The following is a 12,456-nucleotide window of genomic DNA, read 5'->3' as shown; positions in this document are numbered from 1 at the left end:
GTCCCTCTACTGAGGTGAGCCGGGCGGGGCCGTGTCCTCGGCCGCCCCGGTGCCGACAGAGTGTGCAGCGGAAGGACGGGGTGTGCCGAACGGGCGAACGGCGGGTCCCGCGCCCGGAGGCGGGGAGCGGTTCGGCCGGACGAAGTGGCTGCCGGTCCGCCGGCACACCCTGCTGCTGGCCGTGTGGACGGCCGGCTGGTTCGTCGTCGCAGAACGCCACGAGGCCGTCTCCTGGCACTACTTGAGGACCGGCCAGCAACTGCTGTTCAACCAGATCCCGGGCGGCGGCCTCGCCCTCTACGCCAACCACCCCGAACTGCAGATCGGCCCCGTCAGCTTCCTCGTCGCCGGACTGTTCGCGCCGTTCCCGCCCGAGACGGGGGAGAAGCTCGCCGACCTGTTCATGTCGGTGCTGGGCCTGTACATGCTCGTCCTGGTCGGGCGGGCGGCAGCGGACCACTACCGGGGCACCGGCGTCAACCACAGGCGCCTGCAGCAGCGGGTCCTGATCGCCGGGGCGGCCTTCATCCCCATGTGGGTGGAGGTCGCCGTACGGTTCGCGCATCTCGACGACGTGCTGGCCCTGTTCTTCACCACGCTGGCCGTGCGCGCCCTGGTCCGCGGCAGGGCCACCGCCGTCGGCGTCTGCCTGGCCCTGGCCGTCGGCTGCAAACCGTGGGCGGTCGGCTTCGTCCCCCTCTTCCTGGCCCTGCCGCGCGGCGGCCGGGCGCGCGCCGCGGCCTGGCTGTTCGCCCTGGTGGCCGCCGCCTGGCTGCCGTTCTACCTCACCCATACGGAGACCTTCGCCGCGGCCCGCTTCACCATCCCCAACCAAGCGGCGTCGTCCCTGCGCTGGTTCGGCGTGCACGATCCCGTCACCCCCTGGTGGGACCGACCCGCCCAGATGAGCCTCGGCGTGGCCCTGGGCGTCCTCGCCGTCCGCCGGCAGCGCTGGCCGGCCGTCGTCCTGCTCGCCGCCGACGCCCGCATCGCCCTGGACCCCAGCGTGTACACGTACTACAACGCCTCCGTCCTCCTCGGCACCCTGATCTGGGACTCGATCGGCCAGCGTCGCCTGGTCCCCTGGGTCAGCTGGATCGCCCTGCTGTCCCTCTACGGCAGCGCCCTGCTGATCCCGTCCGACGGCGCCCGGGGCCTCATCCGCCTCGCCTTCGCGTTCGGCTCGGCCGCCTACGTCCTGTGGTGGCCGCAGCGCACACCGCGCGGCAGACGCGGCGGCCACCGTCCACCGGACCCCGATCCGCGCCCCGATCAGCGCCCCTTGGCCGGTACGCCGGGCGAACCGCCGCGCGAGCCGGGGGTGTTGTCAGTGGCGCCTGTCAGGCTTCAGGCATGGCGGGCATGAGTGAGGACTGGCGGTCCTTCTTGCAACGGTGGACCGAGGAGTGGGCGGACGCGCAGGATCCGCGGGCACCGGAGGGCGAGGACGCGCGCGACGAGGAACCACGGCGCGCACGGTGGCTGGGGTTTCCGCCCGCGTCCGAGGAGCGCATCCGAGCCCTGGAGGCACGGCTCGGGTACCGGCTGCCGCCCTCCTACCGGACGTTCCTCGCGGTGAGCGACGGCTGGCGGCACGCGGGTGGCTTCGTCTGGCTGCTGGCGGGCACGGACCGGATCCGTCCGCACGAGGACGCGGCAGGACTGTCCGAGTACTTCCCCGGCGAACCGGAAGAGCCGCTGTCGGCCGGGATGTGGCACCGAGCGCTGCAACTCGACGTGGAGTCGGACGCCATGTACGTCCTGCTCGACCCCGGTGACGTCGACGACACGGGTGAGTGGGCCGTCTACACCTGGGCCTCGTGGCGCGCGAGTCCGCCCGAGCGGTACGCGTCGTTCCGCGCCTTCATGGAGGCCATGCACCAGGAGTTCCACCAGCTGCAGGCGGACCGAGCGGCGCGCGAGGGGCGGGAGTTCGCCAACGCGACCACGCGGTCTCTGGACGCCTCCGTCGAGGCCGCCCGGCTCGACGCCCTGGCCGGACGGCACGAGCGGGCCTCGGCGGCCCTCGCGGAGGCGATCGCGTACGGCCGGCCCCGCGCGACGGGACTGCGTGACCAGATCCGTCGCCTGTTCGGCGAGACGTACACGGTGTCCTTCCACGGACTCTCGGACGACCCGCGGTACGCCTCGGAGGTGCTGCCGGTGCTGGCCGACGCGCATGTGCGCAAACGCTGGGACGACAGCATGTTCCTGCCGACGGCTCCCGAGACCGTGCGCCCGGTGGCGGACGAAGCCCTGCGGCAGGCGCGGGCGGACACGTTCCGCTACACGCCCGCGGGCCCCTTCGCGGCGGCCGTGGAGGAGGCGCGGGAACAGGCCGGTTGGGGCGAGAACGACGCGGCCTGGCACACGCTGCGCACCGCGCTGCCCGAGTGGCGACCGCTCGGCCCGGACCACATCGCGCCCGTCGGCCTGTGTGCCGACCCGCTCCTCGGCCCCCTCCTCACCCCGGAGCGGGGCCGGGAACTGCTAGCCACACCGAGGGCCGGACAGCACGGCAGCACCCCGGCTCCGGCCGCCGACCAGGATCCGCCGGGTCTGGCGTGGCTGGTCGACATGGACCGGGGCAGCATCCTGACCTCGTACCGCTTCGTCCTGGTGGAGGGGGTGGAACCGGTCCAACTGCCCGGCCGCATCGGGGCGGACGGAAGCACCTCCCTGCGGGAGCCGATGACGTTGTGGGACGCGCGCAGAAGCGGGCGCGACCACCACGGCCTGTCGACGTCCGGGGACGAGCCGGTGGCCGTCGTCGGCCGGGCGGGAGCCGGCTGGAGCTTCGCCCTGGAGGCCGGGCCCGGCGGCTTCGACGAGAGGCGGTTCGTCTCCCCGGGCGTCGCCGCCTCCCAAGGCACTCGCGCGGTCACGGTGTGGAGCGAGCCCTCCGACGGAGCCCCCTTCGGGCACTTCCTGCTGTCGGTCGCGGAGAACGGCGAGGAGACCTGCGGATTCACCGTGCGGCCGGGCACGATCGGCGGACGAGGACCCCTGCCCGCCGCCCTCGACCCGGACCGTCTCTTCCCGCCGGGCGAGCATTTGGCGGAGCGGCTGGGCGAGCGGCGCGTCCTGGAGGCTCTCGCGGCCGAGTTCGGTGTCCGCCTGCCGAGACTCGCCCTCACCCGGGGACGCCTGCACAGCTTCCGCACCCGGCCCTGGAACCGTCCCCCGGCCCCGGGCGAGCCCGAGGCGACCCTGCGATTCGTGCGGTATCGGCCGTGAGCCCAGGCCGCAGGCGCGGTCCGGCGGTCGTCCGGTGAGCTGTCCGGCTCCGCCGGGAAGGCATCAACCGGCTGGTCACGGCACATACTTGAGGGTGCGGGGAGAGCCCGCGCCGGACGACGGGGGAGTGGCGGACATGAGCGGTGTCGGCGAGGGTCTGGGCAAGGTCGAGGTCAGAATCAAGTGGGACCCGAGTCCCTTCGGTGAGCCGGCCCGCCACCTCGACATCATCGGGGCGACCTACTCGGCGGACGATCCCCATGGACGGCCCGTCTACGTCGTGCACTACGAGAGCCGCTCGCCCGACGGCACCATCAACATGACCCGGCACAGCGAGACCGGCATGGGGTTCGGGTACGTCGAGGTCATGGTGCTGGAGTTCGACCGGCTCGCGCCCCTCTACGGGCGGGTCGTGGTCGGCGTGGCCATCCACCAGGACGGCGGTCCCCGCACGTTCGGCGACCTCACCAACGCCGGTGTGCTGGTGGTCGAGGGCTACCGGAAGCTCCTCGTGGACGACTTCACCCAGGTCGCCGACGCCAGCGCCGCGACCATCGCGGAGTTCACCCGCGACGCCTCGGGCCGGTGGGAGATGCACGAGATGGTGAGAGGGTTCGACAGCGACCCCGTGCTGTTCACGGCGGAGATGGGCGGCGTCCGGCCCTGACGCCGCCCTGGCCGACTCGCCCCGATCCCACCTGACTGCCGGGCCGCGCTCTTCCCTCTCGCACCATCGTCGAACCGGTTCGAGAGGCCTGGGGTATGCAGTGCCGCGGGTGTTGACAGCCGTGCGGGCAGTTCCTACGTTCACTGCACGCGAACCGGTTCGACGCAGGGCGGCTCGCGGTGGCCGGTTCGAGCAGGGAGCCTCTCGTGAACATCGGTGAGATCGCCCGGCGGGCCGGTGTCTCGCGAAGCACCGTGTCCTACGCGCTGAGCGGCAAGCGCCCGGTCTCGGACGCCACCCGCCGGAAGATCCAGCAGGTCATCGACGAACTCGGCTACCGCCCGAACGCCAGCGCCCGCGCCCTGGCCAACGGCCGCACCAGCACGATCGGCCTGGTCTTCCCGCCGGCCGGCCCCCACTACACCGGCATGCAACTGGACTTCATCGGGAGCGTCGTCGAGGCCGCCGCGGCCCACGACTACGACGTCCTGCTCTCACCCAGCGGCGTCGACAGCGACCGCTCCTTCCAGCGGCTGCTCGGGGAGCGGCGCGTCGACGGCGCGATCCTGATGGAGATCAGGCTCCAGGACGACCGGGTCGATCACCTGGCGGCCCTGGACTTCCCCTTCGTCGCCATCGGCCGCACCGCCCGTCCCGAGGGCGGCTGGTGGGTGGGCCTGGACCACACCGCGCTGGCGGCGGCGTGCGTCCACCACCTGGCGGACCTCGGCCACCGCCGGGTCGCCTTCGTCAACCGGCCCGAGCAACTGCTGCGGTGCGGATACGAGTCCGCGCGGCGCGGCCTCGACGGCTTCACCAAGGCCGCCGCCGAGCGCGGGCTGACGGTACGCACGTACTGCTGCGGCGACGACGCCGCGGCCGGCCAGGCCTGTGTGGAACAGATCCTGCACGACGACCCGGCCGCCACGGCCCTGGTCACCCTGAACGAGGCCGCTCTCGGCGGCCTGTACCGGGGACTCGCCCAGGCCGGCCGCCACGTGCCGCGCGACTTCTCCGTCACCGGGGTCGTCGCCGGCCGCTGGGCGGAGACGGTGACCCCGCGGCTCACCGCGGCCGACGTACCGGCGGAGGAGATGGGCCGGCGCGCCGTCGACCTGCTGGTGGAACGGCTCGACCACCCCGAGGCACCGCCCCGCCACCACCTCCTGACCCCGCCGATCTCCCTGCGGGCCAGCACCGGGCCCGGCCCGAGGAACTGACGCCGGTGGTTGTCGACCAGCGGCCGCCCCTGCTCCAGAAACGAGTCCCGCCACATGACCGCCGTCCCGCCCGGCCCGGCCTTCTCCGTCCACGACATCCCGTTCTCCACCCACGGCTCCTGGTTCGACGTCTCGCCCGTCGTCGCGGAGAAGACGTACGCCGAGGACCTCCACCTCGTCTCGCACCAGAACGGCATGCACGCCGTACTGCGCCTGGTCCCCCTCGACCCCGGTGGGGGCGACCGCGTCGACACCCGCGTCGAGGCCACCCCGGCCCTGCTCCGCTGGATCGGGCCGCGCGGCCGCATCGACCTCGCCTACGAGTCGCCGGACACCGTACGTCTGCGCGGCAGCGGACTCGGCCTCGGCGTCCTCGCCGCGGCCCCCACCCTCACCCCGTTCAGCGGCACGTACTTTCTCCACGATCCGGTGGCGGACGCGCACGTGTTCACGTCGTACGAGACGGGACGCCGCTACCGCGTCACCGCGCTGCGCGGCACCACCGTCCGGACGTCCGGAGACCAGGCCCTGGGCGGTGCGGAGCGCGGTCTCACCGTGACCGGGGAGGCGGACGGCACCTGGGAGATCGCGATCGAGGAGTACGAGACCGCGCGCCCTCCGTACCGGCTCGCGCCGGCCTTCGACGAGGTCGTGGACCGCGCGCTGAGGGCGTTCACCGGCTTCGTCGACGCGGTCGCGCCCTGGCGCTCGTCCGCCACCCCGGCGGCCGAACTCGCCGCCTACGTCCTGTGGTCGGCGACGGTCCGCCCGGCCGGCCTGGTCACCCGGCCCGCCGTGCTGATGTCGAAGCACTGGATGGACAAGGTCTGGAGCTGGGACCACTGCTTCAACGCCCTGGCGCTGGCCCGCGGTTGCCCCGAGCTCGCACTGGACCAGTACCACCTCCCCTTCGACCACCAGGACGCCGGCGGCGCTCTGCCGGACTCCGTCACCCACTCCGAGGTCCTGTACAACTTCGTCAAGCCGCCCATCCACGGCTGGGCCTACGGCCGCCTGCGCCGCCGCCTGCCGACACCGCCCGGCCGGGCCGAACTGGCCGGCGCGTACGACCGGTTGGCACGCTGGACGGACTTCTGGCTCACCGCGCGACGGGCGCCCGCGTCCCGACTGGCCCACTACGAGCACGGCAACGACAGCGGCTGGGACAACGCCACCACCTTCGACCCCGAACGGATGGTGGCCACCGCCGACCTGGCCGCCTTCCTCATCTTGCAGATGCGCGAACTCGCCGACTTGGCAGACGAGTTGGGACGACCGGAGCAGGCGGCCCGGTGGACCGCCGCCGCCGCGGAGATGCAGACGGAACTCCTCGACCGGCTGTGGACCGGCGACAGGTTCCTCGCCCGTGGTGCTGCCACCGGCACCACCTGGAGCAGCGCCAGTCTCCTCGACCTGATGCCCGTCGTACTCGGCGAACACCTGCCCGCCGAGGTCGCCGGCGCCCTGGCCGACCGCATCGAGGGCCACCTCACGCCGCACGGCCTGGCCACCGAACTGACCACGTCACCGCACTACCGCGCCGACGGCTACTGGCGCGGCCCCATCTGGGCGCCCGCCACCGTCCTCGTCGAGGACGGCCTGCGCCGCGCCGGACACCACCGGCTCGCGGGCGACATCAGCGCCCGGTTCCGCGCCCTGTGCGAGACCCACGGCTTCGCCGAGAACTTCGACGCCCTCACCGGAACGGGCCTGCGCGACCGCGCCTACACCTGGACCGCCGGCAGCTACCTCCTGCTGGCCGAGGCACACGCCCGCCCGCCGGAGGCCGGGCCGTCGAGGACCCGTACCGTCCGAGGTCACTGACCCGGCGCGAGGATGTAGCTGTTGAGCGTGGCCACGGTGGACAGCGGGCTGGGGGAGCCGAGGTCGTAGCGGTCCACGGCGACGTAGTTGGGCTTCTTGCGGGCGGCCGGTGTGCAGAAGTTCTGCGCACGGTTGAGGATCTTGCCGTTGTCGGTGGAGGCGGTACCGGCGACGGTGTAGTCACGGAAGTGGTTCATCACGAACAGCGGGTGGAACGCGGCGGAGTCGGCGGTCAGCGGTCTGGTGTCCCAGCGGCTGTAGCAGGACCAGTCCGAGGTGCCGAGGCCGCCGCCCATGGACCAGTAGTTCTCCACGGTCCACTCGCGCTGGTACATCACCCCGAAGGTGTCCCGGGTGCTCCAGCCGTTGGCGGTGTCGCTCTCGCGGGTGCGGTCGCTGAAGATCAGCAGTTGCTTCCCGCGCGCGGCGAGGTCGGCCATCGTGGGCCAGCCCTTGGTGGCCGCGCCTTCCCGGTCGGGCCGGTAGAGCATGTCGGAGAGGCCGTCGACGGACGCGAGGGACGATTTCAGCACGTCGGAGGAGGCGTAGTCCTCCAGGAACACCGTGGCGAACTGGCCGGGACGCGCCTTGAGGAAGTCGACGATGCGCTGTAGGTCGGTGGCGAGGGGCACGGGGTTGGCGACGCCGTCGCAGCTGTTGTGGCACAGCACCGCCCGCCCGGAGACGGCGTAGTCGTCGAGCATGAACCCCCGCACGCCGTCGTCGAGTTGACGGCTGATGCCGTAGGTCTGGTTGGGGAACCAGCTGACCGGCCAGGAGGCGAAGTCGCCGTCGGCGCCGTTGGCGAAGGCGTTGTGGGCGGTCAGGAAGGTGACCTGGTCCAGGGTGCGGGTGTCGGCGGAGGGCATCGCCGTGGTGGCGTAGGCGACGGGGGTCAGGTACCAGCGGGCGAGGTCGCCCGCGGAGCCGAGCTGCACGGCGCCGGCGTCGGAGGACGAGCCGGTGAGGTACTGCGAGGTGCCGGGGGCGGAGACGGTGTAGGTGCCGTCGGCGCCGGCGGTGAGCGTCCAGGTCGTGCCGTCCGCGCCGCAGGCCGCGGTGACGGCGGCGGTGCCGCCGCGGCCGAGGCAGGTTCCGGACTCGTCGGCGTTGCGCAGCTGGTAGCCGCCGTCGACCGCGACCGGCGTCCACTGCTGGTGGTCCTCGTTGCCCTTGGGGTGGTGCGCGGCCACGGTGCCGCCGCTGTCGGCCGCGTTGCGGCCGGTGACGTAGTTCTGCACATAGACCGAGGAGGCAGGGACCGCCGCCGAGGCCGCGCCCGGGAGCAGGGCGGGCAGGGACAGGGCGAGGGCGGCGGAGCAGCACATGAGGCGCAGGGGGCGCAGGCGCACGGGGTCTTCCCTTCACTCCGGCACGAGAATGCCGATGCTGACAGATGCATGACATACCGGAGGAAGGGTGGGGCGCGCCAGGTGCCGTGGGTGAATTCCCGCGACCGTACCGGGTTCGGCCGGTCGCAGCGGCCCGGTGTCCTACAGTGGCTACCACCTGACCTGGCAACTTCGGGACCTGCGAGGACAAGCGAACCATGCCGACCGAAACGTTTGAGTTCCAAGTGGAAGCTCGTCAGCTGCTCCAGCTGATGATCCACTCCGTCTACTCGAACAAGGACGTCTTCCTGCGGGAGCTCGTCTCCAACGCCTCCGACGCGCTGGACAAGCTGCGCCTGGCCGCGCTGCGGCAGGACGACCTCGACGCGGACACCTCCGACCTGCACATCGAGATCGAAGCCGACCCGGACGCCCGTACGCTCACCGTCCGGGACAACGGGATCGGGATGTCGTACGACGAAGTCGGCAAGCTCATCGGGACCATCGCCAACTCCGGCACCGCCGAGTTCCTGAAGGAGCTCGAGGAGGCCAAGGACGCGGCGGGCGCCGAGGGGCTCATCGGCCAGTTCGGCGTCGGGTTCTACTCCGGCTTCATGGTCGCCGACGAGATGACCCTGGTGACCCGGCGCGCCGGCGAGAGCAAGGGCACCCGCTGGTCGTCGCGCGGCGAGGGCACGTACACCCTGGAGCGCGTCGAGGACGCGCCGCAGGGCACCGCCGTCACGCTCCACCTGAAGCCGGCCGACCCCGAGAACCAGCTGCACGACTACACGTCCACGTGGACGATCAAGGAGATCGTCAAGCGGTACTCCGACTTCATCACCTGGCCGATCCGGCTCGTGCCCGGCACGAAGGGCGAGGGTGAGGACACGCCCGAGCCCGAGACGCTCAACTCGATGAAGGCGCTGTGGGCGCGCTCGCGCGACGAGGTCTCCGACGACGAGTACCACGAGCTGTACAAGCACGTCAGCCACGACTGGCGCGACCCCCTGGAGACCATCCGGCTCCAGGCCGAGGGCACCTTCGAGTACCAGGCCCTGCTGTTCCTGCCGGAACACGCCCCGCACGACCTGTTCACCCGCGACTTCCGGCGCGGCCTCCAGCTGTACGTCAAGCGCGTGCTGATCATGGACGACTGCGAGGCGCTGCTGCCGCCGTACCTCCGCTTCGTCAAGGGGGTCGTCGACGCGCAGGACCTCTCGCTCAACGTCTCCCGCGAGATCCTCCAGCAGGACCGGCACATCCGGATGATCCAGCGCCGGCTGACCAAGAAGGTGCTGGCGTCGGTCAAGGAGATGAAGGCGGCCGACTCCGCCAAGTACGCCACCTTCTGGCGGGAGTTCGGGGCCGTCGTGAAGGAGGGCCTGCTCGGCGACGCCGACAACCGCGACGCCATCCTCGCCGTCGCCTCGTTCGCCGGCACGCACTCCGAGGACGAGCCGACCACGCTCCGGCAGTACGTGGAGCGGATGAAGGACGGCCAGGACGACATCTACTACATGACCGGCGAGTCCCGGCAGGCCATCGAGAACTCCCCGCACATGGAGGCGTTCCGGGCCCGGGGCGTCGAGGTCCTGCTGCTCACCGACCCCGTCGACGAGGTGTGGGTCGACGCGGTCGGCGAGTTCGACGGCAAGCCGCTGCGGTCCGTCGCCAAGGGCGAGATCGATCTGGACGTCCAGGGCGACGAACAGGCCGGGGGCGAGCGGGAGAAGCAGGCCGAGGAGTACGCGGGCCTGCTCGGCTGGATGAAGGAGCAGCTCGGCGAGGACGTGAAGGACGTCCGCCTGTCGACCCGGCTCACCGTCTCCCCGGCCTGTGTCGTCTCCGACGCCCACGACCTGACCCCGGCGCTGGAGAACATGTACCGCGCCATGGGCCAGGAGGTCCCGCCCACCAAGCGGATCCTCGAACTCAACCCGTCGCACGCGCTCGTGCGCAGCCTGAACGAGGCCTACCAGGAGCGCGAGGACCGGGCCGAACTCGTCGAGACGGCCGAGCTGTTGCACGGCCTGGCCGTCCTCGCGGAAGGCGGCCAGCCGAAGGAGCCCGCGCGCTTCGTGAAGCTGGTCGCGGAACGACTGGAGCACGGCCTGCGCTGACGGTCGCTCCGACGGCTCCGACGGCTCCGACTCTTACGGTCCCGACCGTCACCGGCACCCGGTCACGGCAGGCGTCAGCCGGTCGTGTCACCGGTGCCGGGTGGCGTCGTACGACCCCCGACCTGCTGTCCGGGTGCCCGGGGTGTGCTGTGGCCGTCCGGGCCGTAGCCGAGTCGCAGCACCAGGTGCGGGTGGCAGCGCTTGTGGCCGGGGAGGGCCGTCGCCGCCCGCAGGTCCGGCCATTCCATGGCCTGGTGGAGGAGGGAGGTGCGCAGGCCGCGGGCGGTCGCCGTGAGCAGGACGTACTGCAGGGCCTGCCCCGCGCGCAGCCAGTCCTCGCGCCGGTCGTTGCCCGTCCACAACAGCGCCAGCTGCACATGCCGTTCGAACCACAGGGCGGGCCGCCGCAGGCCCGGCAGCTCGCCGGTGAAGTCCCGCATGGGCATCCGCCCGGCCGCGTCGGGCGGTCCGAGGGCGGTGACGGGGATGCCGTAAGGGGTCTTCGCCTCCGGTGCGTTGAGCCAGGCACGGGTCTCCGCGGCACGGTCCGGCCGGGCCTGGTTGCGGGCCTCCGCCAGGGCCGTCAGGCGCAGGAGGCGGCGGGTCCCGGCGATGTCCGGTACGTGCAGCCGCGCGCCCGCGGCCTGTGCCGCGGTCACCAGCTCCGCCAGGACGGGATCGGGCACCGGCCGGCCGGTGAACGGCAGCCGGCTGGTGTGACGGCGCGCGATGGCGTCGTGGAGGCCCGGGTCGGCGCGGCGCTCGTCGGCGGTGAGCGACCCGGTCAGGCGGACGGTGGCCAGCAGCCCCGGCCGGCCCCGGTCCGGCAGCAGCCGCACCTCCGGCCGCCACCCCGAACGAACCGCGGCGAGGCGGAGGTTGAAGAGCACGGCGCCCACCGACAGGTACTGGGCGCGATGCACCGGATCGGCCAGCGGAAGGGAACGGCCGGGCGCCGCGTGCACCTCCACCAGTCTGCCGTCGGGGTCCGTGCGGAAGCGCCACGGCTGGGTGTTGTGGATCGACGGGGCCGCCACGGCGGCCGTCAGAAGCGAGTCCATGGTGGCGGTGTCGAGCGGGGCCTGTACGGCCTGCATGAGATGCCTCCCCTGCTTGTCGTGACAGTGGTCGGATGGTGGGGGCGGGCAGGGCCGGGCCGAGCACGACGCCAGGGACGGCCGCCGAGCGAGCCGGGACCGGCGGGGCCGGGGCGGCCGGGGCGGCACACCACACGGCTCGGGCGACCGGCGCTGCGGTCGGTGCGAGTCCGGCCGGCCGGCGCCGCTACCCGTGGGCGTGGAGGTAGTGGGCGGGGTCGCCGTCGAAGGCGGACGCGCAGCGGGCGGAGCAGAAGTGGAAGAGGGCGCCCGCCGTCTCTCTGCGCGGGGTGGCGCCGTACTTGCTGATCTGGATGCCGCACACCGGGTCCGTGACCGTCTCCGCGGGCTGGTGCCGGTGGTGGTTGTGACGCCGGATGCTCATGTCGCCTCTTCGCAGTCGGAGCGCCGCCGGGTCGCCGGTCGGCGGTCGTGCCTCCACGATCACCGTGCGCGCCCCCGCCCGGGAGGGGACCACGGTCCCCCGCCCCGGACCGAAAGACCCCTGGGGCGGGTGCCGGGGCACGCGGGACCCTGGCACGACCGTGGGACCCGTGAAGCCGGCGACCGGCCGCGCGGCGGGGACCGGCCCGAGAGGTGATGGCCATGTCCGGCAGGCGAGGCAACGGTGTACTGACGGCCCTGGCACTGGCCGGCGCGCTGGCCGCGGCGGGCTGCGCCGCCACAGCACACTGACCGTCGGCGAGGCGGTGGCCTACCCCGGCTACTACACCCTGCACACCCTGAAGTCGGGCAGGATCACCGGAATGCTCTCCGTCGACGCCGTCGACGGCGCCGTGTGGAACCACACCTGGCACGGCACCTACCGTGCGACCGACGGATCCTGACGCGCGGCCAACCCCCTCCGCCACGGCCGCGTACGCGCGGGTGGGTCCATCGGTCCCCGGGTGAGGCCGGTCGGCCACCGCCGCGGACGGCCCGCGCGGGCATCCTGAG

At 72.6% G+C, this 12,456-nt stretch carries 10 protein-coding genes; 7 read left to right on the top strand and 3 right to left on the bottom strand.

What is annotated here, in order from left to right:
* The first annotated feature begins 148 nt into the window (after positions 1–148).
* From LN251_RS41295 to LN251_RS41275, 5 genes are all read left to right on the top strand, one after another.
* Positions 149–1,366 carry a hypothetical protein gene (locus tag LN251_RS41295; RefSeq protein ID WP_458249545.1) on the top strand — a complete coding sequence of 406 codons (1,218 nt, stop codon included), beginning with the start codon at positions 149–151 and terminating at the stop codon, positions 1,364–1,366.
* Positions 1,354–3,237 carry an SMI1/KNR4 family protein gene (locus tag LN251_RS41290; RefSeq protein ID WP_458249259.1) on the top strand — a complete coding sequence of 628 codons (1,884 nt, stop codon included), beginning with the start codon at positions 1,354–1,356 and terminating at the stop codon, positions 3,235–3,237. Before LN251_RS41295 ends, LN251_RS41290 begins: the two co-directional genes overlap by 13 nt.
* A gap of 136 nt (positions 3,238–3,373) precedes the next feature.
* Entirely contained in the window at positions 3,374–3,904 is a 531-nt protein-coding gene (locus tag LN251_RS41285; RefSeq protein WP_458249258.1) for a TerD family protein, read from the top strand.
* A 206-nt stretch (positions 3,905–4,110) separates the two neighbouring features.
* On the top strand, positions 4,111–5,124 hold the full coding sequence (locus LN251_RS41280) for a LacI family DNA-binding transcriptional regulator (RefSeq protein WP_458249257.1): 1,014 nt from the start codon (positions 4,111–4,113) through the stop codon (positions 5,122–5,124).
* 54 nt (positions 5,125–5,178) lie between these two features.
* Entirely contained in the window at positions 5,179–6,948 is a 1,770-nt protein-coding gene (locus tag LN251_RS41275) for an amylo-alpha-1,6-glucosidase (protein WP_458249256.1), read from the top strand.
* Here the strand turns inward: LN251_RS41275 and LN251_RS41270 are convergent.
* Positions 6,942–8,276, bottom strand: coding sequence for an RICIN domain-containing protein (locus tag LN251_RS41270; RefSeq protein ID WP_458249544.1), 1,335 nt, complete (start codon positions 8,274–8,276; stop codon positions 6,942–6,944). The genes LN251_RS41275 and LN251_RS41270 overlap by 7 nt on opposite strands.
* Positions 8,277–8,497: 221 nt before the next feature.
* Between LN251_RS41270 and htpG the strand changes: the two genes are divergently transcribed.
* Complete coding sequence (gene htpG / locus LN251_RS41265) at positions 8,498–10,402, top strand: molecular chaperone HtpG (protein WP_458249255.1); 1,905 nt, start codon at positions 8,498–8,500, stop codon at positions 10,400–10,402.
* Positions 10,403–10,476: 74 nt separating this feature from the next.
* Here htpG and LN251_RS41260 read toward each other — a convergent pair whose 3' ends face one another.
* Positions 10,477–11,499 carry an Acg family FMN-binding oxidoreductase gene (locus LN251_RS41260; RefSeq protein ID WP_458249254.1) on the bottom strand — a complete coding sequence of 341 codons (1,023 nt, stop codon included), beginning with the start codon at positions 11,497–11,499 and terminating at the stop codon, positions 10,477–10,479.
* 187 nt (positions 11,500–11,686) lie between these two features.
* Positions 11,687–11,884 carry a YHS domain-containing protein gene (locus tag LN251_RS41255; protein ID WP_458249253.1) on the bottom strand — a complete coding sequence of 66 codons (198 nt, stop codon included), beginning with the start codon at positions 11,882–11,884 and terminating at the stop codon, positions 11,687–11,689.
* A 325-nt stretch (positions 11,885–12,209) separates the two neighbouring features.
* Here LN251_RS41255 and LN251_RS41250 point away from each other — a divergent pair, with 325 nt between their 5' ends.
* Positions 12,210–12,347, top strand: a complete 138-nt coding sequence (locus LN251_RS41250; RefSeq protein WP_458249252.1) for a hypothetical protein — start codon at positions 12,210–12,212, stop codon at positions 12,345–12,347.
* Positions 12,348–12,456 lie beyond the last annotated feature (109 nt).

Source organism: Streptomyces sp. MAI_2237 (assembly GCF_054189285.1).
Note: the sequence above shows the minus strand (reverse complement) of the source record. Positions and strands in the feature narration are given on the sequence as shown.